Source organism: Tenacibaculum ovolyticum DSM 18103 (genome assembly GCF_000430545.1).
Lineage (GTDB): Bacteria > Bacteroidota > Bacteroidia > Flavobacteriales > Flavobacteriaceae > Polaribacter > Polaribacter ovolyticus.
This window is the reverse complement of sequence record NZ_AUMF01000013.1, coordinates 1-22,673: the sequence shown is the minus strand read 5'-3', so window position 1 is coordinate 22,673 and position 22,673 is coordinate 1. Positions and strand designations below refer to the sequence as shown.

General features: G+C 29.0%; 22 protein-coding genes and 1 pseudogene. 9 read left to right on the top strand and 14 right to left on the bottom strand.

From position 1 onward, the window contains the following. Positions 1 to 13 precede the first annotated feature (13 nt). From H518_RS0103635 to H518_RS0103595, 9 genes and pseudogenes are all read left to right on the top strand, one after another. Positions 14 to 1,288 (top strand): DUF2851 family protein, encoded by a 1,275-nt coding sequence (locus tag H518_RS0103635; protein WP_028887804.1) that lies wholly within the window; start codon positions 14 to 16, stop codon positions 1,286 to 1,288. 35 nt (positions 1,289 to 1,323) lie between these two features. Beyond that, the gene (locus H518_RS0103630) at positions 1,324 to 2,001 is read left to right on the top strand and encodes an NUDIX hydrolase (protein WP_043706441.1); all 678 of its coding nucleotides are present in this window, start codon (positions 1,324 to 1,326) and stop codon (positions 1,999 to 2,001) included. A gap of 117 nt (positions 2,002 to 2,118) precedes the next feature. Then, positions 2,119 to 3,573 (top strand): nicotinate phosphoribosyltransferase, encoded by a 1,455-nt coding sequence (locus tag H518_RS0103625; protein ID WP_028887802.1) that lies wholly within the window; start codon positions 2,119 to 2,121, stop codon positions 3,571 to 3,573. Between the two features lie 2 nt (positions 3,574 to 3,575). After that, positions 3,576 to 4,105, top strand: a pseudogene (locus H518_RS19170) (NADAR family protein). A gap of 10 nt (positions 4,106 to 4,115) precedes the next feature. After that, positions 4,116 to 5,132 carry an ADP-ribosylglycohydrolase family protein gene (locus tag H518_RS0103615; RefSeq protein WP_043706439.1) on the top strand — a complete coding sequence of 339 codons (1,017 nt, stop codon included), beginning with the start codon at positions 4,116 to 4,118 and terminating at the stop codon, positions 5,130 to 5,132. Further along, entirely contained in the window at positions 5,098 to 5,502 is a 405-nt protein-coding gene (locus tag H518_RS19165; protein ID WP_051263653.1) for a hypothetical protein, read from the top strand. Before H518_RS0103615 ends, H518_RS19165 begins: the two co-directional genes overlap by 35 nt. After that, a complete protein-coding gene (locus tag H518_RS0103605; RefSeq protein ID WP_028887800.1) occupies positions 5,477 to 6,235 on the top strand; it encodes a phosphoribosyltransferase family protein in 759 nt (252 codons plus the stop codon). Before H518_RS19165 ends, H518_RS0103605 begins: the two co-directional genes overlap by 26 nt. 12 nt (positions 6,236 to 6,247) lie before the next feature. After that, positions 6,248 to 6,763 carry a hypothetical protein gene (locus H518_RS20365; RefSeq protein WP_051263652.1) on the top strand — a complete coding sequence of 172 codons (516 nt, stop codon included), beginning with the start codon at positions 6,248 to 6,250 and terminating at the stop codon, positions 6,761 to 6,763. Positions 6,764 to 6,945: 182 nt separating this feature from the next. Further along, complete coding sequence (locus tag H518_RS0103595) at positions 6,946 to 7,704, top strand: SH3 domain-containing protein (RefSeq protein ID WP_028887799.1); 759 nt, start codon at positions 6,946 to 6,948, stop codon at positions 7,702 to 7,704. 72 nt (positions 7,705 to 7,776) lie between these two features. On the opposite strand, the gene H518_RS0103590 is transcribed toward H518_RS0103595, so the two are convergent. The 14 genes from H518_RS0103590 to H518_RS0103520 form a co-directional block, all read right to left on the bottom strand. Further along, positions 7,777 to 10,230, bottom strand: coding sequence for an alpha-ketoacid dehydrogenase subunit alpha/beta (locus H518_RS0103590; protein WP_028887798.1), 2,454 nt, complete (start codon positions 10,228 to 10,230; stop codon positions 7,777 to 7,779). Positions 10,231 to 10,346: 116 nt separating this feature from the next. Then, the gene (locus H518_RS0103585) at positions 10,347 to 13,130 is read right to left on the bottom strand and encodes a gluzincin family metallopeptidase (protein WP_028887797.1); all 2,784 of its coding nucleotides are present in this window, start codon (positions 13,128 to 13,130) and stop codon (positions 10,347 to 10,349) included. A 95-nt stretch (positions 13,131 to 13,225) separates the two neighbouring features. Then, positions 13,226 to 13,930 (bottom strand): LOG family protein, encoded by a 705-nt coding sequence (locus tag H518_RS0103580; protein WP_155995155.1) that lies wholly within the window; start codon positions 13,928 to 13,930, stop codon positions 13,226 to 13,228. 161 nt (positions 13,931 to 14,091) lie between these two features. After that, on the bottom strand, positions 14,092 to 14,271 hold the full coding sequence (locus H518_RS0103575) for a hypothetical protein (protein WP_028887795.1): 180 nt from the start codon (positions 14,269 to 14,271) through the stop codon (positions 14,092 to 14,094). 109 nt (positions 14,272 to 14,380) lie between these two features. After that, positions 14,381 to 14,575: a hypothetical protein gene (locus H518_RS0103570; protein WP_028887794.1), complete on the bottom strand. Its 195-nt coding sequence runs from the start codon at positions 14,573 to 14,575 to the stop codon at positions 14,381 to 14,383. Positions 14,576 to 14,646: 71 nt separating this feature from the next. Further along, positions 14,647 to 14,820 carry a hypothetical protein gene (locus H518_RS21035; protein WP_155995153.1) on the bottom strand — a complete coding sequence of 58 codons (174 nt, stop codon included), beginning with the start codon at positions 14,818 to 14,820 and terminating at the stop codon, positions 14,647 to 14,649. 83 nt (positions 14,821 to 14,903) lie between these two features. Then, on the bottom strand, positions 14,904 to 16,193 hold the full coding sequence (locus H518_RS0103560; protein ID WP_028887793.1) for an HlyD family secretion protein: 1,290 nt from the start codon (positions 16,191 to 16,193) through the stop codon (positions 14,904 to 14,906). Positions 16,194 to 16,452: 259 nt separating this feature from the next. After that, positions 16,453 to 16,638 carry a hypothetical protein gene (locus H518_RS0103550; RefSeq protein WP_028887792.1) on the bottom strand — a complete coding sequence of 62 codons (186 nt, stop codon included), beginning with the start codon at positions 16,636 to 16,638 and terminating at the stop codon, positions 16,453 to 16,455. 2 nt (positions 16,639 to 16,640) lie between these two features. Continuing rightward, positions 16,641 to 16,805: a hypothetical protein gene (locus tag H518_RS21030; protein ID WP_155995151.1), complete on the bottom strand. Its 165-nt coding sequence runs from the start codon at positions 16,803 to 16,805 to the stop codon at positions 16,641 to 16,643. 169 nt (positions 16,806 to 16,974) lie between these two features. Further along, positions 16,975 to 19,161: a peptidase domain-containing ABC transporter gene (locus H518_RS0103540; protein ID WP_028887791.1), complete on the bottom strand. Its 2,187-nt coding sequence runs from the start codon at positions 19,159 to 19,161 to the stop codon at positions 16,975 to 16,977. 85 nt (positions 19,162 to 19,246) lie between these two features. After that, on the bottom strand, positions 19,247 to 19,405 hold the full coding sequence (locus H518_RS0103535) for a hypothetical protein (protein WP_155995149.1): 159 nt from the start codon (positions 19,403 to 19,405) through the stop codon (positions 19,247 to 19,249). Positions 19,406 to 19,528: 123 nt separating this feature from the next. Continuing rightward, positions 19,529 to 21,115, bottom strand: a complete 1,587-nt coding sequence (locus H518_RS0103530) for a vitamin K epoxide reductase family protein (protein ID WP_028887789.1) — start codon at positions 21,113 to 21,115, stop codon at positions 19,529 to 19,531. A gap of 270 nt (positions 21,116 to 21,385) precedes the next feature. Continuing rightward, positions 21,386 to 22,066 carry a response regulator gene (locus H518_RS0103525; RefSeq protein WP_028887788.1) on the bottom strand — a complete coding sequence of 227 codons (681 nt, stop codon included), beginning with the start codon at positions 22,064 to 22,066 and terminating at the stop codon, positions 21,386 to 21,388. A gap of 169 nt (positions 22,067 to 22,235) precedes the next feature. Continuing rightward, positions 22,236 to 22,673: HlyD family secretion protein (locus H518_RS0103520; RefSeq protein ID WP_028887787.1), on the bottom strand; the 438-nt coding region annotated here is incomplete at its 5' end.

The window sequence follows — 22,673 nt, the reverse complement described above, 5'->3', positions numbered from 1 at the left end:
CTAATTTACGGTTATGAAAGAAGAATTTCTACATTTTATGTGGCAATACAAATTGTTTGATGTAAATAATTTGAAATCTGAATTAAATGAAACTATTCAGATAGTTAAAGCTGGTGTTCGTAATACAAATGCTGGCCCTGATTTTTTAAATGCTCAGTTAAAAATAAACGATCAACTATGGGTTGGTAATATTGAAATTCATATTAATTCTTCCGATTGGTATGCGCATAAACACGAACAAGATAAGAATTATGATGCTGTAATTTTGCATATAGTTTGGCAGCATGATTGTGAAGTATTTATGAAAAATAATAAACCTATGCCAACGCTTCAGTTAAAGAGTTTAGTTAATGAAGATTTATTGGGTAATTATCAAAATTTATTTTCTAAAACATTACGTTGGATTCCTTGTGAAAAGGAGATAATTAATGTTGATTCATTTTTAATGGGTAATTGGTTAGAGCGATTGTACCTAGAACGGTTAGAAAATAAATCAGTTTTAATAAAAGAATTATTATCGCGCTCAAATAATGATTATGAAGCTGTATTATTTCAATTATTAGCTAAAAATTTTGGATTAAAAATAAATGGAGACGCTTTTTTACAATTAGTGCAATCGTTTAGTTTTTCTACTCTAAGAAAAGTTTGCTTTAACGAACAGGAGCTTTCTGCTTTATTATTTGGTCAAGCAGGTTTTTTAGAAAAGGATGTTGAAAATGAATACTTCATTCAATTAAAAAAAGAGTATGATTACTTAATGCATAAACACGATCTAGAACCCATTGCAAATAATTTATTTCAGTTTTTTAGAATGCGCCCCACAAATTTTCCGACCATTCGAATTGCTCAGTTAGTGGCATTGTTTCATAAACATCAAAATTTGTTTTCAAAATTAATGCAATTGAGCAAAATAGAAGATTTTTATAAGTTATTTTCAGTTGAAGTAAATGATTTTTGGAAAGAACATTATACGTTTGAGACAGAATCAAAAAAAACATTGAAAAAACTCACAAAATCATTTGTTGATTTATTACTTATAAATACGATTATACCTTTACAATTTGTATACAAACAAAGTAAGGGAGAAGAAGTTAATGAAGAAGACTTTTTTAAATTAATTAAGCAAATTAAACCAGAAAAGAATTCAATTATTGATAAATTTTCTGATTTAAAAATTGATGTAACCAGCGCTTTTGATAGCCAAGCTTTATTAGAACTTAAAAATAATTATTGCACAGAAAAACATTGTTTACAGTGTGCGATAGGTAATCATTTGTTGAGAGCATAAATTTAACTATTTTTGTGTATAAACTACACATATATATGAGTGAGCAATCTATAAAACTATCAGTAGATGCAGTTGTCTTTGGTTATGAAGCAGGTGTTATATCAATATTACTTATTAAAAGAAAATACCAACCTTTTAAAGGTAAATGGGCGATACCTGGTGGTTTTGTTTTAAATACGGAATCATTAGAAGAAGCTGTGGAGAGGGAGCTTAAAGAAGAAACAGGGGTAAAGATTAATTATTTAGAGCAGTTATATACATTTGGATTACCAGATAGAGATCCTAGAGGAAGAGTAGTATCTGTTGCTTACTTTGGATTAGTACGCCCTAATGAATTTAGAGTACAGGCATCAACTGATGCCGAGCAAGCAGAGTGGTTTAATATTAACGAATTACCAGATTTATCTTTTGATCATAAAGAAATACTGAAAGCGGCTATAGAAAGATTACAAGGGAAAATTACTTATGAACCTTTAGGTTTTGAATTACTTGATGCAAAGTTTCCGTTTTCAGATTTAGAAAAATTATACACAACTCTTTTAGGAAGAGCTGTTGATAGAAGAAATTTTAGGAAGAAGATTATTGGTTTAAATGTACTTGACGAACTCGATGAAAAAGTATCTAAAGGTTCTGGTAGACCCGCAAACTTATTCCAGTTTAATAAAAAAAGATACTTTCAACTTAAAAAAGAAGGGATTGTTTTTGAAATTTAATCACTTGTTTATAGTGGTTTATGTTATTTGTGTGTAAATAACGCAAATAAAATTAGTTTAAAATTAAAATACATTATATATTTGCGTCATAACAACGCAAATAAAAACATTATTTCTATGAATGGATTATTATTAACCGACGGTTATAAAACAGGACATCACCAACAATACCCAAAAGGAACAAAAGAAGTTTATTCTAATTGGACACCAAGAAGTAATAAATATGCACCTAAAGGATGTGATAAAGTTGTTTCTTTCGGGCAGCAATATGTTATTAAATGGTTACACGATTATTTTAAAGATAATTTCTTTTCTAAAAATAAAGAAGAAGTTTGTAACGAAATCAAAGAAGAACTTTCTTTATACCTAGGAGCTGAATATGATGTAACTCATTACGAACAATTACATGATTTACAATATTTACCAATACAAGTTAAATCATTACCAGAAGGCGTAGAGGTGCCAATTAGAGTACCTATGCTTACTGTTGTAAATACACACAAAGATTTTTATTGGATTACTAATTTTTTAGAAACTATATTATCTACCATGCTATGGCAACCAATGACATCGGCTACAATAGCAATTTTATATAAACGAATCTTTAAAAAGTGGGCATTATTAACCGATAGCGAAAATGTTGCTTTTATTGATTTTCAAGGACACGATTTTTCAATGAGAGGAATGGGAGGTTTACAAAGTGCTTTATCTTCAGGTATGGGACATGCAAGTGTTTTTATGGGGTCAGACACGCTTCCTGTTATTAGTGGATTGCGTAAATATTACAATGCAAAAGGATTTGTAGTTGGATCTGTAAATGCAACAGAACATTCTGTAATGTGTGCCGGAACAAAAGATGATGAAATAGGTACATTTAGAGCATTAATGAATACATATCCAACAGGAATATTATCTGTAGTAAGTGATACTTGGGATTTATGGAAAGTGCTTACTGATTATTTACCAAAATTAAAAGAAGAAGTTTTATCTAGAGATGGTAAGTTGGTAATAAGACCTGATAGTGGAGATCCTGTAGACATTATTTGTGGAGAGAATAAAAGTATAAACGGAACAACACCACAAGAAAAAGGAGTAGTAGAATTACTTTGGGATATTTTTGGAGGTACCGTAAATAAAGAAGGTTTTAAAGTTTTAGATGCACATATTGGTGCTATTTATGGCGATAGTATAACCACAGAAAGAGCTGAACAAATATGTAAAAGATTACACGATAAAGGATTTGCATCAACAAATGTTGTTTTAGGTATTGGTTCTTTTACCTACCAATTTAATACAAGAGATACTTTTGGATTTGCAATGAAAGCAACATCTGTTGTTGTTAATGGTGAACGAAGAGAAATTTTTAAAGACCCAATTACAGATGACGGAATAAAGAAATCGGCAAAAGGGTTGGTAAAAGTAGATTTGGTTGATAATGAATATGTTTTAATAGATCAAGCTTCTGTTGAAGAGGAGGAGCAAGGTGAGTTACAAATCATATATAAAGACGGTGCCTTTTTAAATGAGGTAACATTACAAGATGTTAGAGAACAAATCAATAAAAAAATATAAAAATGAAATATAATAATAAATGGGCTAATGAAAAGGTTAATAATGAACGTGTAAAATTCATTTATTTCTGGGGACATCAACCACAAAAAAATGGAGAAATAGGAAAATCATGTTTCAGTCAGTGGTTTGAAATATGTTTTGAACATGATGGAGATGTTTATAAAACAGCTGAACATTGGATGATGGCTGAAAAAGCAAGATTATTTAAAGATGAAGAAATTTTACTTAAAATATTAAAAAGTAATTCAGCAGGTGAAGTAAAAAAATTAGGAAAGAGGTTTGGAACGAAAACAAATTTGATATCGTTGTAAGAGGGAATTATTTGAAGTTCAAGCAGAATAACAAATTAAGTGAATTTCTTTTAAGTACTAATGATAGAATTATTGTTGAAGCAAGTCCTTATGATGCTATTTGGGGAATTGGGATGCTTGCGACTGATGAGAATTCAGAAAATCCAGCCAAATGGAAAGGGGAAAATTTACTAGGGTATGCATTAATGAAAGTTCGTGATTTATTAAGAGAAGAAATATAATATAACCTTTATGATAAAGGAAATACTTATTGGTACAGCTATTGGTGATGCGTTTGGTGCAGGTGTAGAATTTCAGGATAGGAATTGGATAAGAGAGCATGTTGATTTTTCTAGATTCGTAAATGCTAGAGGTCAGATAAAAGTAGCTAAAGAGAAAAAGGAAATTTTCACTAAAAATTATAAAGAATGGGATTATACTGATGACACAGAAATGACTATTGGATTAATCAATGCCCTGATATCTAAAGAACCATTTTCGGAAGATTTATTAGTTCGAAAATGGAAAGAAGAATATGATAAAGGAATAGAAATTAAAGGGCACGGAAGAAACGGTCATGGATCTATGAGTTGGTATTATTCAGGAGATAAAACAATCGAAGAAGTTCGAGATTTTCAGAGAGATAGACCAAACCCCGGTAATGCTCCTGCAATGAGAGCTGTTTTTTTGGGATTATTAAATGATAATTTAATAAATGAATATGCTTTAATAAATGCAAATGCTACACACCCAAATATAAACGCAATATTATCAAGCCAATGTATTGCCAGAGCATCAGAGTATATACTCGTTAAAAAAGGTGATCCAGCAAATATTATAGAGTATTGCTTTGATAAGGTAATATTAAACGATGAATATAAAAGCTATTTGGAAGAAGTAAATAGAATAGGAGTTTATGAAAATTTAAGCGCTGAAGAATTAACTGTTTTATGTGGTAATCAGCCAATAGAAGCTCCTTATTTTTTACCAGGGATAAATGGAGTTCCTTCAGATTCAAAATTTACAACAGGTGCAGTTCTTTATATTCTTAAAAATGCCACAAATGCTTTTGATGCATTAAAAAAAGCTGTTTTATTGGGTGGCGATGTAGATTCTATTGCATCAATTACAGCTGGTATTATGGCTGGGAGATTTGGTTTAAAAGAAATTCCTTCGTTTATGATAAATAATATTGAAAATAGCGCTTATCTAGAGGAAATTGCAAACAATTTTAATGATAAAAGAAGAAATGGATGTATTAGAATTTGATTTTTATAATCGATTAAAAACTGATTATATAACACACAAAAGCCTTTTTGTAGCATTTGATTATGATAATACGGTATTCGATTATCATAATATAGGGATTGATTTTACAACAATAATTAAATTGTTACAAGACTGTAAATCTTTGGGATTTACTATGATTTTGTTTACAGCAAATGAAGGGACAGATTTAGATAGGGTAAAAGTAGATTTAGAAAACAGAAAAATACCGTATGATTTAATAAATGAGAATCCGTTAATGAATACACGAAAACCATATTACAACATTTTATTAGATGATAGGGCTGGTTTAAACGAAGCATATGCAAACTTAAAAAGATTGATAGATGAAATACGAAATAAAGAAATTTAAAGATGGGCAAGTTGCTGCTAAAATTATAGAAGCGGGAGATTTACATATTAAAATTAGAGGGAATTCTTACGAAGATTTATTTAGAATAGCAGCTGTAAAAGAAGCATGGAATGCTGTAAATGCTACAAATAAAAACGCGATAGCAACATTAACAATTACTTGTTTAATTGGGCAGCGATCAGACAGGCGTTTTAATATTGGTGAATCTTTCGATTTAAAAGTAATAGCCAAGTTTATTAATTCACTAAATTTTGATAGTGTTGAAATATTGCATCCACATAGCTCAATAAGTTTAGCTTTAATTAATAATTCGGTTGAATTAAAGAATTTTGAGTACGTTAAGAAAGCGTATCTAAAAATGGGAAATCCAATATTAATAAGTCCAGATGCAGGCGCTTATAAAACTACGCATGAAATAGCTGAAAAACTAAATGCAGATTTGGTACCATCAAATAAAGTAAGAATAAACGGAGTACCTATAATAAGTATTCAGGGAGATGTTAAGGGTAAAGAATGTTTAATTGTTGATGATTTAGCTGATGGAGGCAGGACGTTTAAATTTTTAGCAGAAGAATTAAAAAAACAAGGAGCACTAAATGTTTCTTTATACGTGACGCATGCACAATTTAACTATGGTTTTGATGAATTAAAAGAAACTATAAATCATATATATTGTACAAATAGTTATAAAGATATTAAAGATGACTTTGTTACACAGTTTAAGGTTATATAGTTTAAATATAATATGCTAAAGATTAATAAAAAGAAAGAAGAAACAGAAACTCACCATTTTCTACCAAGTGGAGAATGGGAAGGGTTTTATTGTTATAATAAATCTTCTGAACAGCATAAAATGGAAATTAATTTAGTCTTTAAAAAAGGAATTGTCTCAGGTAATGGAACAGATGATATTGCTCCATATACTTGGAAAGGTAGTTACTGTTTAAAAACGTTTAAAGTTTCAATGATAAAACGTTATGCAGCCCATCAGATAAAATATAATGGAGATATTGATGAACAAGGAATATGGGGTGTTTGGGAAAATATTGTGCAAATGCCACCAGGAATTGATGTAGCTCTGTTTGAAAGGATGAAAGCAGGTTTTAGAGATACGATGATAGGCGGGTTTCATATATGGCCAAAAAAGACAGCGGCTAATTCAGAAAAAAACAAAGCAGAAGAGAAGCTAACAGCATCAAAAAAATTAAAAAAACTAGTTAAAATGAGTTCGTTAAAAGAAACTGTAATCAGTTCTATTTAATTTTAGAAGAGGAGCAATAAAGTTAAAATAGATATAGAAGGGCTGATCAATTATAAAAAGTCTTTCTTAAAAGCAGGAAAAGTAATACTTTATTGAGCAAATGAAAATATAATGAGATTTCAATTAGGTGCTTTTAAATAGATATTAATAAAACTCATATATTTGTAAAAAAATCATAAAAAATGAAAAAAGTATTTATTGCAATTGTTTTAATATCTTCTTTGTTTACAGCATGTAAAGAAACAGCGAAGTCTAAAGAATCTGAAAAAAGCGTAACAGAAAATGCTGAGGAAGCAGAAAAAGTTAAAGCACCAACTACAAGTGCTATCTGTTTATTAGATAAATTATCTATAAGAGAAACTCCATCATCAAAAGGAAAGTGGATAACTTCAATGAGTTTAGGAGAGAAAGTAGCTTTTACTGGAGAAGAAATTACTGATAGTAAATCAAAAAAACAGTATTATAAAGTTAAGTTAACTGATGGTAAAGAAGGGTGGACAAGAGCTACCTTTTTAGCTGTAAACGGTAAGGTTGGAGCTATGCTTGAATCAGCAAATGTTTATAAAAGACCAGATTTACTAACAAAAACTGAAAAGAAATACAGTGTAATGGATATTATAGCTGTAACAGAAAATCAGGGTGATTGGATGAAAGTAAAAGGTAAAAGAGCAGAAGGTGAGTATGTTGAAGAAGGTTGGATAAAATCATCAAATATAACAAATGATGAGATTGATATTGCTACTGCAAAATTTGCAAGTTCAGCAATCAAAAAATCAACGATGACAGAAAGAATCAAAGCATTACAAGAAGTGATTGGTAACCCAGATTTATCATCTTCTAAGTTTGTAAGTATTATAGAAGGTAAAATTAAAGATTACGAGTTAAGAAATAAAGAGATTGATGTAAAGGATGTTAAGGTAGAAGAAGAGCCTAATTCTTAGATTTTAGACATAAAAACAAAAAAGCCTTTTAGAATTTTTTCTAAAAGGCTTTTTTGTTTTTATATAGTATTTTTAATACAAGTCTTTAAACTTTGTAGGATTAGCTTCATTCATAATTTCGTATACCTTTTCGAAAATATCTTCAGCAGAAGGTTTAGAAAAATAATCTCCGTCAGTACCATAAGAAGGTCTGTGTGCTTTTGCTGTTAATGTTTGAGGTTTGCTATCTAAATGTTTGTATCCGTTTTGATTTTCAACAATTTCTTGTAATAAATAAGCTGAAGCTCCACCAGGAACATCTTCATCAACTACTAATAAACGATTTGTTTTAGCTACAGATTTTACTGTATCATGATTTAAATCAAAAGGAAGTAAACTTTGTGCATCTATAATTTCTATATCAATACCAACTTGCGTTAAATCTTTAGCAGCCTCTTCAACAATTCGTAAAGTAGATCCGTAAGAAATAACAGTAAGATCAGTTCCTTCTTTTATTGTTTCAACAACACCAATCGGAGTTTTAAATTTTCCTAAGTTTGTTGGTAACTCTTCTTTTAAACGATATCCGTTTAAACATTCAACAACTAAAGCAGGATCATCACCTTCTAATAAAGTATTATAAAAACCAGCAGCTTTAGTCATATTTCTAGGAACTAAAACATGAATTCCACGAACATTATTTATAATTCCTCCCATAGGAGAACCTGAATGCCAAATACCTTCTAAACGGTGTCCACGAGTACGAATAATTAATGGTGCTTTTTGTTTACCAAAAGTACGGTAACGAAGTGTTGCTAAATCGTCACTCATTATTTGTAAAGCATATAATAAGTAATCTAAGTATTGAATTTCAGCAATTGGGCGTAAACCACGCATTGCCATTCCAATACCCTGACCTAAAATGGTCGCTTCACGAATACCAGTATCTGAAACTCTTAATTCACCATATTTTTCCTGTAAACCTTCTAACCCTTGATTTACATCACCAATATAACCCGCATCTTCACCAAAAATTAAAGTTTCTGGGTATTTTTTAAAAATAGCATCAAAGTTGTCACGCATTATAACACGAGCATCGACCAATTTCTTTTCGGTAGCATAAGTAGGTGCTTCAGAAGGTACGTTTTCGGTAGCAAGTGCTGTTTCGCTTAATAAATGAGAAGAAAATTTAACAGACGCGTTATCTATTGATGATTTAATAAAGTTTTGCAATGTTATTTTTTCTGCAAAATTTTCATCTTTTAAGTAACGTAATGCTTTACGAGCAGCAACTAAAAGATCTTTTCTGATAGGTTCGTCTATAGCGGCTAAATCATTCTTGTATTTTGTAATAAAAGAACCATTATTACTTTTCTGAGCTACTTTTTCTAATAAATCTATAGCAACAGAAACTTCAGATTTTATTTCATTTGAATATGCATTCCATGCATCGCGTTTAGCTTTACTAACTTCTTTTTTAGATTCTTTATCTATTTTTATTAATTCTTCTTCAGAATCAATAAACTTTAAGATATCTCCGTTTTCGTCTTCTAATTCAAATTCTAAAATCCATTTGCGCATTTGAGTAAGACAATCAAATTCTTGTTCCCACTTTAAACGTTCTGTAGATTTATATCTCTCGTGAGATCCTGAAGTAGAATGACCTTGTGGTTGTGTTAATTCTTTTACATGAATTAATACAGGTACATGTTGTTCTCTTGCAATTTTAGATGCTTTATTATAAACATCTATTAGTTGTACATAATCCCAACCATTAACTACAAAAATTTCATATCCGTTAGTATCATTTTCTTTTTGAAATCCTTTTAAAATTTCAGAAATACTTTCTTTTGTTGTTTGATGTTTTGCATGAACAGAGATCCCGTATTCATCATCCCAAACATTCATAACCATTGGTACTTGTAAAACACCAGCAGCATTAATAGTTTCAAAAAATAAACCTTCAGAAGTACTTGCATTACCAATGGTACCCCATGCAACTTCATTACCTTTATTAGAAAAATCAGTGAAGTTTTCTAACCCTTTTACATTACGATAAATTTTTGAAGCTTGAGCTAATCCTAATAAACGTGGCATTTGACCAGCGGTTGGAGAAATATCAGCAGATGAGTTTTTTTGAGCAGTTAAATTTTTCCATTGACCGTTTTCATCTAAAGAATGTGTAGCGAAATGACCACCCATTTGACGACCAGCAGACATTGGCTCTACATTAATATCAGAGTGACCATATAATCCTGCAAAAAATTGTTGAGGTGATAATTGGCCAATAGCCATCATAAATGTTTGATCTCTATAATAACCAGAACGAAAATCACCATTTTTAAAAGCTTTTGACATTGCTAATTGTGGCACTTCTTTACCATCACCAAAAATCCCGAATTTAGCTTTACCTGTTAAAACTTCTCTACGTCCTAACAAACTACACTCTCTACTTATTCGAGCGACTCTATAGTCGTTTAAAACTTCATTTTTAAAATCTTGAAAAGAAAGTTGTTGAGTGTTAGTTACTTCGGTCTTTTGCGTCATGATTCTCTATTTTGGGATGGTCACAAAGATAGTTTTTTTAGTTGAAATTTAAAAATTTCAATTTTCATTGAATATTCTTTAAAAAAACAGTAAAAAAATAGAAATTATTGAAGTATCTATAATAAACCTCTTCTAATGAAGTTGTAAATTCTATCAATACTAGTTGTTATAACAAATCTTACTTTTGTAGGATAGGCTTCTTTGGTAACTTCAAATCCTTCATTAGTATATATAGGGAAGTAAAACTCAAAGATATTTGGAATGAAATTTAGGCGTACTCCATTTTCATAAAAAAACCTTGGAGAAGAATTTTTATTTTTTAAATAAGCAAAGTCATTATATACTTCTGCCCATCTCCATACGCTGACACTTGTATTTAATGATGTTATTAAATTGTTTGAAAATTGAGGACTATTAAATTTAGATTTGAACCCTCCTTGATCAACAATAAACTGCTGGCTAAATATGCCATCATTTTCAGATCGTCCAAACAAATTTTGTTCAAATAAATAATCAGAACCACGATTTAATCCGAAACTAAAATAATTTCCATCAGTTTTATTATGTAAGAAAACACCTCCATAAAAACGTAGTTCAAAACTTCTGTTTTCTGTAAAGAAGCGACGAAAACGAAAATCAGTGGTTATTTTACTAAAATTAGAATTAAACTCTGCGTTTATAGCATATTGGGTTCTGTTAATAGCGTCAAATTTATAATGAATATACCGTAAGTTTAAAATATTGTATTTATCACTGTCAGTTTTAATTTCTCCCAGTTTTGTTTGTTTATTTACACTAATTAAACGGGTTGTAAAAAGCTTTAAACCAATATCACGAAGTGTATTTCGTCTAAATAGAATACTAATAAATGGTGAGAAAGTTTTGTATTCAAGTTCAGGAGCGTAATGAAAATTACTACTACTAAATCCATAGCGAATTTTGTAAATTTTAGATTTTTTAAAAAAATGATTGTAAGAAAATGAATATGACCCAGTAAAATTTTTACTTTTTGTACTGTAATTAGGCGTAAGGCTAAACTCAAAATTATGATTTACAAGAGATCTATTATTAATATTTATACCTAATATAAGGCCGTCATATAAATTGTATTTAAAGTCAGGGTAGTAAAATAATTGATTGTAATATGGGTTTTCTATATCTTTAAAAAAGCGAAATTGAAGTGGTTTGTTTATTAGGTTATTGTTTATTTTTCTAAAATTATCTAATGAATTGTATTCGGGATAACTATTCTCATAATTTAAAGCGAGTTTATTAAAATCACCTTTTTTTATTTTAACAGTTTTAGTAGAATCAGTTCCTGTAATCCATGTTTTAAATTTTATTTCTTTTTTTTGTATTCCATATAACGCTACAGGCGATGAGAATTTTCTTTTATTTTTAATTGTAACTTCTAAAGAATCTTTGTTTTTTGTATTGCTTATTTTAGATATTTTGTAGTCAATTTTTTTATCTGTTTTTATGTAATCGTTAAAAAACCATTTTAAGTTTTTTGAAGAGTTTTTTTGAAGGATTTTTTTAAAATTATTACTATGACTTAACTTTAATTGATTTTTTGAATAAAACTCTTTTAGTGATTTAACTAAAGTATCTCCTCCTATAAAATCTTGAAGATATAATAAACCTAAACCTGCTTTATATTTGCTAACAATTTTTCTATTAAAATTTGAAAGAGAGTCAGAAGGAGTTGTTAAAGATTGATCATAGAATTTACGTGCACTAAATTGATATACAAAAGCATATTTTTCAAGTTGTTTTAGTTTAGATATATTATATGTTTTTAAAGGCCAGTATTTAGAGTATTTTCCTAATATAGTTACATTAGGATAATATTCTTTAATGTATTTCATCATTAAAAAAGTTTCTAAACCGTCGGTAAGCCAGTAATCTGTTCTTTGATTTAAGGTTAAAACATCCTCGATATATTTTTTAGTAAGTGCCTTAAAAAAATTAATTTCCCATCTAAAATTTTTAGGAAAAGGTTTTAGCCAACTAGGTAAACCATATATTTCATGCAATGAGTTTTTATGAATGCTAGTTGCATCGATAAACATTTCAGTATGTGGGTGTTTTCCTATAAGACCTTCAATAAATTTAACTTGTTTTTTTATAATTTTTGAGGTAGTATCTCGAGGAATACTTTTTAAATAAGCATCGGTTTTTATTTCTTTATTCTTTGTTTTAAAAGAAATAAATCGACTAAGAGAATCAATATGAATAATAATATCTTTTTTCCTGTTACCTACTAAATGATAATTTGTAATTTTCTTTTCTTTTGTTTCATATTGATATAAATTACTTTCAACCGTATATTTTTTTGGAACATCAAGGCTTATTGTGTAGTTAGTTAAATCTTGGTATAAGTCATCAAGGTTTAAATTACTCATTAACTGCCACTTTTCTTTATATACACTAGGAACTATATGCCAGAAGCGTAAATGATAACCATTTTTAATTTTTCCATAACCTGTGAATTTTGCATTAGGAATCTTTACAGTATAAGTTGTTGATAAAATTAAACTGTCTTTAGGTTTTAGTGCTTTATTTAGGAATACTTCAATTATATCTGATTGATTTTTTTTTTCTTTAAAATAAACTTGTTGGTAATTTATTGATATGTTGTGAATTTTTGAATAACCTTTATCTTTTTTTTCTGTAAAGTAAAATTTTTTACTGTAATCTTCAATAAACCGTTTCCCTAATGGGGTATCATTGTTTTTATAACTATTGGCCCAGTTGTGAAGAAGAATAGAATTTAAATTTATTGTAGAATTGTTATAAAAAATAGTTTTTTGTTGAATTAGAAGTAAATTACTTTTATCATTTAGTTTTGCTTTTATTTCAATAGTATTTGTTTGTGCTGTTAGAGAGTAACAGTACAAAAAACAAAAAGAGATAAAAAGGAGTAATTTATTTTTCAAAATCAAAATAAAAAAAGCTTATTGAATACGGTTCAATAAGCTTTGGGTGAGAAAAATTAGAAATTAGGTTTTAATTCATATTTAGAGTAAAATTTATTCAAATGATCAATTGCTTCACTCGCAGTATCAACAACTCTAAATAAATTTAAATCTTTTTCACTAATATTACCTTCTTCAATAAGTGTGTTTTTGATCCAGTCTAATAAACCTCCCCAGAATTTTTTACCTACTAAAACAATTGGAAAACGCCCAATTTTATTTGTTTGTATTAGCGTAATTGCTTCAAATAACTCATCTAAGGTACCGAAACCACCAGGCATTACTACAAAACCTTGAGAATATTTTACAAACATTACTTTACGAACAAAAAAGTAATCAAAATCTAAACTTTTACCTTGATCAATCCAAGGGTTATCATGTTGCTCAAAAGGGAGTTCTATATTCAGACCAACCGAAACACCTTTACCACGATGTGCACCTTTGTTTCCAGCTTCCATAATTCCTGGTCCACCACCAGTAATTACACCAAAACCATTTTGAGTTAATTCATAAGCAACTTCTTCAGCTAATTCATAATACTTATCACCAGGTTTTGTTCTGGCTGAACCAAAAATTGATACGCAAGGTCCAATTTTACTTAATTTTTCATAACCTTCAACAAATTCTGCCATGATTTTAAAAATAGCCCAAGAATCGTTTGTTTTTATTTCATTCCAAGTTTTTGGCTGTAATTTTTCTTTTATTTTTCTATCATCATTCATACTCATATGCTTTTAAATTAATGTAACAATTTACAATGCTAAATTTACTTTTTTAGCAAGCTTGCTAATTTAGTTCTTTTGTGCAAATAAAAATAATAGTTCATAAAAAAAGCGAACAAAAGTTCGCTTTAGTTTTATTTATTTTTTTTTAAAATTGGAAATTAATACCAAAGGCAACCATTTGGCGTACATCTTCCAGCATCGCAAAACTGCCCCCATTGAGTTTGTACACAACATCTACTACCAGTTCCTGTACATGAGCGAAAACGTATACCACCATTAACTTCCTTTTGTTCTGCTTTGTTTAAAGCTTTTCCTAAGTTTAAAATTGATTTTTTCATTTTTAAAATAATTTAAATTTGATTAAATCCTTGATTATTTAAAGACACTCAAGGTTTGTGTCTACTCCTCGCGAGAATGTTTTATATTAATAAAGGTGTTTTCTTGCCTTTATCTTGGAAAACAAGAAACATGTACCATAACACAATTCTGATGGTAGAAAGGTAAAGCATTAAAAGCATCACAATTATTTTGATCATAATAAATAGGGCCAGAATAAGTATTACATTGATTCATACCACCATTAATTTCTTTTTGATCTGCTTTATTTAAAGCTTTTCCTAAGTTTAAGATTGATTTTTTCATTTTTTAATTCGATTAAATTCTTAATTACATTTGAGTAATCAGGGTTTATATTTATTATTAAAGCGAGAGTCTTAATCTCTACAACAAGCAACAGAACCATAGATTGGGTGAGGATGATAACCTCTTCGGCAAGTATCTTGGTCGTTAAAATAACCTGATTTGCATACAGGCCCAATTCCACCATTAATTGATTTTTGTTCCGCTTTATTTAAAGCTTCACCTAAGTTTAAAATTGATTTTTTCATTTTTAAAATAATTTAAATTTGATTAAATCCTTGATCATTTAAAGACATTCAAGGTTTATGTCTATTCTTGGCGAGAGAATGTTTTATTTAATAATATTTCTTAGTTGATAGAAAAAGCGTTCAATCAACCGTAAGTCTTCAGTTACGATATCGGCAGTCCCTTTCATTTCTTGTCTGAAAGCTATTTTTTTATCGTAAGTTGTTTTTAAATCTTGTGGTAATTCAACATCGATTAGGTAATTACCTTCTAAATTTGGTATTTGAGAAATAGAAAGCACTTTTCCGTTTAATTCCCCAAACTCATCAGAAGGGTAATTTAAAAGTTTTATTTGTACTCTTTGCCCTTTTTTTATTTTGCCTGAGTTTGCAGCAGGCGCTTTAATTTTTCCTATAAAAGAATTGTTCTTGGTAGGTATAATTATAAAGATTAATTCACCTGTTTTTACAGTTTGACTTTTATTCCAAAATGATAAAAAAGATACTTTACCACTAATAGATGAAGTTAAAGCATATTGTTTTTCCCAATCTTTTATTGCTTTTTTTAAGTATAGAAATGATTGAATTGCTTTCTTTTTTAAACGCGAGTCGTTTTGAGTTTTTTTAATAGAAGTACCTTCTAAGTTTTTAGCAGAATTACTTATTAATTCTCTAATTTGTGAAATCGATGCTTCTAAACCTTTGTAAGACCTTTTCGATTGTAAAAATTCTATTTCTTTTTGTTCTTTTTCTTTGGCAGAAATAACCCCTTGTGTAAACATTTTTTTACTTCTGTTAAGGTCTTTTTCTTTAAATTCTAATTCTTTTTGGTTAAGGTTTTTTTGTGATAATAGAATTTGTAATCGTCCTTTAGCCTCAATTACAGACATTCTGTTTGCAAAAGTCTCAGATTTATATGGAGTAAGCTTATTGTTTAAAATATATTCAGAATAGTCGTTTTCAAACTGTGAAAAACTAGTGGTAATATCTCCTAAAATAAGAAATGGAAGTTTCTCAATAGGGAAAGAAAACTCATTATGATGAAAAGTTATGGTATCTGTGATGCTTTTTAAGAGTAATACATCTTTATAGGAAGCGCTATTTTCTATGACAGCTAATATTTCATTTTCTAAAACATTTTTATCTTCACTAGTTAAAAATACTTCAAATTTACCTGTTGATTTAGCATATATTTTCTCTGGAGGAAAAGATGTTGTTACCATAACTTCAGAAGAAATAATATCAGGGTATTTTACAAACCATGTAATAAATAGTAGCATTAAAATTAACACTAAAAACAAAGTGTTTCCCCATCGAATCATCCAATTGGGTACATGGCTCAAAATTTCTTGAACTTCTTCGCTCCGTATTTCTATGTTTTGATTATTATTTGGCATTTATTTTATTCTAAAAATGATGCTTGCTTATAAAAACAAGCATCAAAAGTTAATTGAAATTTATAAAGAGTATGGGCCTGAAAGACTCTCACATATACCTGCTAGTATACCAACACAAGGTCTTCTATTACAGATGAAACCATTTGAACAATGATCATCAAAAGCGCATTGATTAACGTATCTTCCAGATATTTCCGTCTCATTAATTCCTTTTTATTCTACCTTACTTAATGTTTTACCTAAGTTTAAAATTGATTTTTTAATTACAATATTTTCTATAATCACTACCTAGCATACATAAACCAATGTATGGTGCATTTTTACAACATCCCATATCACGTGGACAATCAGAATTACCGAAACAAGCAAAAGCAGCTCCTCCATTAATAGTTTTTTGTTCTGCTTTGTTTAAAGATTTCCCTAAGTTTAAAATTGATTTTTTCATCTTTATAAATCTCCTAAATATTCACAGCTATTTCCATATACAATACAATAATCATACGATGGAGGGCAAATAGGATTATTATAGCAGATTATTGGTCTTCCACCTTGGATTTGAATTTGCTCCACTTTATTTAAAGCTTTTCCTAAATTTAAAATTGATTTTTTCATAATTTAATATTTAATAATTTATTACCCCTTGAAAATTTAAAGACACTCAAGGTTTATGTCTATTCTTCGCGAGAGAATTTTTTTGCCATTGCGAATAAAATGAAGCAATCTTGTTTGTGTTGATAAAATTACTTCGTCTCTTCTCTTCTCGTAATGACGTTTATATATTTTATTTACCTAAATCTAGTTGATTTTTTACTAGATGATGATAATTTCCTTTTAATTTAATTAATTCTTCATGAGTGCCTTTTTCAATGATTTTTCCTTTGTCTAACACGACTATTTGATGTGCATTTTTAACAGTACTCAACCTATGGGCAATAACCACAGCCGTTTTATTAGAGAAAAACTCGTTAAGTTTTCCCATAATTACTTTTTCATTATTCGCATCTAGTGCTGAAGTAGCCTCATCAAAAAATAAAAAACGAGGATTTTTATAAACAGAACGAGCTATAAGTAATCGTTGTTTTTGTCCTGTACTCAATCCGTTACCTTCGCTACCTATTTTAGTATTATAACCAAGGGGTAGCCCTTCTATATAATCGGCTATATTGGCTACGTTTATAGCATGTGCTAATTTATCTTTATCAACATAATCTTCACCAACAGCAATGTTTTTAGCAATAGAGTCATTAAAGATGTAGCCTTCTTGCATTACTACGCCACAGTTTCTTCTCCACTCTTTTTGAGAAATGTTTTTAAGATTGAAATTATTTACCATAATATCACCTTTATCTACTTGATAAAAGCCAAGTAATAATTTCATTAAGGTTGTTTTTCCGCTACCACTCACTCCAACAATTGCGGTGGTTTTATTAGCTGGTATTTCTAAAGATAAATCGTTTAGTACGGGCTCTAAACCACCAGTATATCTAAATGAAATATTGTTTAATTTTATAATAGCATTTTCAGGAATATGTGATACTTTTTCATCATTAGGTTTTTCTTCATCTTCCATATTATGAATTTCACCAAGTCTGTCAATAGAAATTTGAGCATCTTGTACATCACGCATAAAATTGATTAGTTGGGTGATTGGTCCGTTTAATTGGCCAACGATATAACTAATTGCCATCATCATCCCTAATGTAATATTTCCATCAATAACTAACTTTGCAGAAAGTACTGTTATGAACATGTTTTTTAGTTCATTAATAAAATTCGAACCAACACTTTGTGTTTGTTCTAAAGCTAAACTTTTGGTGGCTACTTTAAATAATCGAGCTTGTACATATTCCCAGTTCCAGCGCATGCGTCTTTCAGCATTGTGTAACTTTATTTCTTGCATTCCGTTAATAAGTTCAATGACTTTACTTTGTTCTTGACTTACCTGAGAAAATCGTTTGTAATCTAATTCTTTTCTTTTTTTGAAGAAGAATAATACCCATCCGAAGTATAAAACACTTCCTATTACAAATACACCGAATATTTGTAAGCTATAGTAAGCTAGTACTAAACTGAAAATAATTAGGTTAAAAAAAGAGAATAAAACGGTTAAAGAAGAAGTGGTTAATATTCGTTCGATGCGTTTATGGTCGTTTATTCTTTGTAATAAATCTCCCGTCATACGAACATCAAAATAGGAGATGGGTAGTTTCATTAATTTGATAAAGAAATCAGAAATTAATGAAATATTTATACGAGTACTTAAATGTAATAAAATCCAACTTCTAATGATTTCTAAAGAGGCTTTACCAATAAAAAGAAATAATTGTGCAAAAAGAATAAGATATACAAAGTTTAAATCTTGATTTTTTATACCGACATCAACAATGCTTTGTGTTAAGAATGGAAGTATTAATTGCAGTAAACTACCTGCAAGTAGTCCAATAATTAGTTGGACTATAAATTTTTTGTATTTGAATAAGTATTTGAATATAAATGAGAAACCAAACTTTTCATCTTCTTCAAATTCTTCATTATAAAAACGAGGAGTAGGTTCGATTAATAGCGCAATACCTTCCTCAGTATTTTCATTAGCATTATTTCCAATCCAAGATTGAATAAACTCTTCTTTGGTAAAAGAGATTAATCCATGAGCAGGATCAGAAATGTAGATGGTGTCTTTCTTAATTTTATAAAGTACTACATAGTGGTTTTTGTTCCAATGTATAATACAAGGTAGTGGAGCTTCTAGTAATTTATTAAACGAGAGTTTAATACCTAAAGATTTAAATCCCATCGATTCAACGGCATCACTTAAACCAAGTAAACTACTACCTTCTCTAGTGGTTTCACTTAGTTTTCTTAATTGTTGGGTATTAATAGTTTTACCATAGTGTTTAGCTATGATTTTTATACATGTAGGCCCACAATCTTTGGCTTCAGTTTGTTTGTAATTTGGAAATTTTTTCAATGCAGTTTTTTAATTGGTTTAAAAGAGCGGGTTAAAATAACCCGCTAATTTTGCTCTAAATAGCTAGAGTCAAAAGCATAATTTATTAAAAAGGCATAAAATTACAGTAAAACTCTGCACAATGTCTACCAGAATCTTCACATACACCGTCGTGATTTGAATCACATTGTTTTCTACCACCATTAATTGTTTTTTGTTCCGCTCTATTTAATGTTTCTCCTAAGTTTAAAATTGATTTTTTCATTGTTAAAATAATTAAAGTTATTTTTGCGGCGAACATTTAAAGACACTCACCGTATGTGTCTATTCTTCGCGAGAGAATTTTGTTTAAAATGCAAAGCCCTTTTTGGGCTTTGTTTTTATAAAATTAAACCATTATTAATGGTTGGTTATTTTCTTCTAATTCTTCAATAAAAAATATTAAGTCTGTTCTGTTGTATTCTTTTGGAAAAGATTTTCCATTTATTAATATTTCTGGAGTAAAATTAATAGTGTTTTCAGCACACCAGTTACTTCCTTTTTCTAATTCAGAAATATAATAGTTGACGTTATTGCAATTCCCCCATTTTTTTAACCAAACATTAGTATCTCCATGGTCATATATTTCAGACATTGCTTCAAGACAAATTATTTCTCCTTTTTTGTCGTATATTTCTAATAATCTACTCGTTATTTTAACGAGTTTGTTTTCTTTATCGTTGGCATTAATATTGAATCGAGTAATTATTTTTACATTTTGATGGTACCTATGTAATATTTCATCAATATGTTTATGAACAGGTTTACAATGTCCACAAAAAGGGTTTGTTACTATTACAATTTCTAGGTTAGAATTTGGGTTTCCAAAAATGATTTCTTTGCAGTTTTCTATTTGAGTATTTACTTGTGGAGCTTTTTGTAATAAACTATCAAACAAGGTATAATTTCTTTTAAATTTTACATTTTCAATTTTTTCTTTCTTTAACTGATGATTATCGGTAAATAAAGGTTTTAGATAGTACCAAGATAACCAGGTAGCTAATGTAATTAAGCTAAAAATAATGACGTCTGTAATTATGAAGTTAGTGCTGTAAGTATTTGTAATTAAAGGAATAACAGCCTGTAGCCATAATATTCCTACAATACTTAAACAAAGTAAACACCATTTTTTTATAACAGCATATTGGTAGTATAATGAATAAAAAGTAACAGGAATTGCAGCCAGAGTTATAGTATATGAAATTGTAGGGTTAGCTGTTTGAAAAAAAGTTAAGAGTGTTAGCCCAGTAAAATACAAAATACTAAAATCGCTTAGCTTATAGTTTTTAAATATTTCAGCACCTTTGGAAGTCAATACAGCATCACAGTCTTTTTTATCATCAGTACCAGCGCAAAAAGCATCTCCTATTGTTGTTTTTAAACCTAATTCTTGTTTTATAATAGCAACACTAATTACAATACCAATTATAGATAAAATTAAATGTATAGGAGTAAATAAAGAGGTTGTGTTTTGATAAACTATAAATGAAGCTAGCAATACTAAAGCACTTCCTACAATAATTTTGGCAATACTAGAATTTGTTTTTACAGGTAAGTTATCTTCAGATTGTTCTACAGCAACAATAATACCGGTGAATTTTTGAAGAAAATCATTCTCGGAAATTTTATTTTTTTTATTATCGGTACTGATAATAATATAGTTTTCCCCTTCTTTTTCTACAGTAACTAAATCTTTATTCTGTTCAGTATTAACTTGTGCAATGAAACAGTCAGGTAGCTGTGTAAGTGTTGCTGAGTTTACAGGTACATTAGCAGCTACATTTTCAATATTGAAATGATCTAATACTCCTGTTATTGCATGTAAACTTGGGTATGAAGGATGACTTTGTATTTGAAAAGACAGTTCTTCTTTATCAAATACTATTTTATTTTTCTTTAATAAACGTTGTACTAAGTTGATTAATGTATCTTTCAAAAGGCGTGTTTTTTAGAGGTAGTAATTTTTGTTTTTCCAAAGCTATTTTTTTAATTTTAATAAAACTAAAAAAAAACCATAATAAAAGTAAGGTTTAACCTTACTTTTATTATGGTTTTTTTCTTTATATATTAATATAAGTTGCTTATAGTGAATTGTTTTTTTTGTTTTGTAGTTTTTACTTTAACCTATATAGGTCATCAAACAAAAATATACAACCACATTAATATATGTTTTTATAAATAAATTGTATGTTTATAAAGTGAAATTTTATATAAAGCCTTTTTCTTTAGCTGTTAATATTAGTTCTCTGTCTCCTTTATCTTTTACATTAAATATTTTTTTCAAGTGACGTTTTCTTTTTTCAATACTAGCAGCTGATAATGGAATATAGTTAGGCATGTCTTTCATTCTTGCTCCGATTGATAGTTCGTATAATATTTTTCGATCTACACTATCAATTAAAAAGTTTGAAGATATTTCTTTTCTTAAAAGTCTTAAAATAGATTTACTATAAAAAAGATCATCATTAATAACAGAATTTACTGCTGCCTTAAATTCACTAGAAGTTAAGTCTCTTTTTAAAATAAACCCTTCTGGGTTTATTGTTTTAAAAATATTATGAATTCTAAAATTATCATCAGATGTTGTTGAGATAATAATTTTAGTATCAGGCAATGTTTTTCTTATTGTAGCTGCTAAATCTTCACCAGATATCTTTTTTTCGTCAATTTTTTGAGAAAACTTCAACTCTAAAATTGCTATGTCGAGTGTTAATTCATTTTTGGTTATTCTATTTATTATGTCGTAACCTCCTTCTGCACAGTGTGCTAAGTTTGTGTTTAAAGATTGGTGGTTTGTCTTGTTTATTGAATTAATTAGACTTTTGTATGCTTCACATATTAAAGGGCAGCTATCTATGATTAGAATAGATTTTTTTTCTTTTTTCATAAAGAGGAGTTTTAAGGAAGCAACATAGCTTGCGTAAATCTAAGTTTAAAAACAAGTAATTACAATACCCATTACCCCTAATTGATAAATAGGGGTATCCCTAATAAGATAGGGGTAACCCTATTTTCTTTAACATTTCTTTAACATTTTTACTGATGAAACAATGTTTTTATTTAATGATATTTCTTAGTTGATAAAAAAAGCGTTCAATTAACCGTAAGTCTTCAGTTACGATATCAGCAGTACCTTTCATTTCTTGTCTGAAAGCTATTTTTTTATCGTAAGTTGTTTTTAAATCTTGTGGCAATTCAACATCGATTAGGTAATTACCTTCTAAATTTGGTATTTTGGAAATAGAAAGCACTTTTCCGTTTAATTCACCAAATTCATCAGAAGGGTAATTTAAAAGTTTTATTTGTACTCTTTGCCCTTTTTTTATTTTTCCAGAGTTTGCAGCAGGCGCTTTAATTTTTCCTATAAAAGAATTGTTCTTATTAGGTATAATAATAAAAATTAATTCACCTGTTTTTACAGTTTGACTTTTATTCCAAAATGATAAAAAAGATACTTTACCACTAATAGATGAAGTTAAAGCATATTGTTTTTC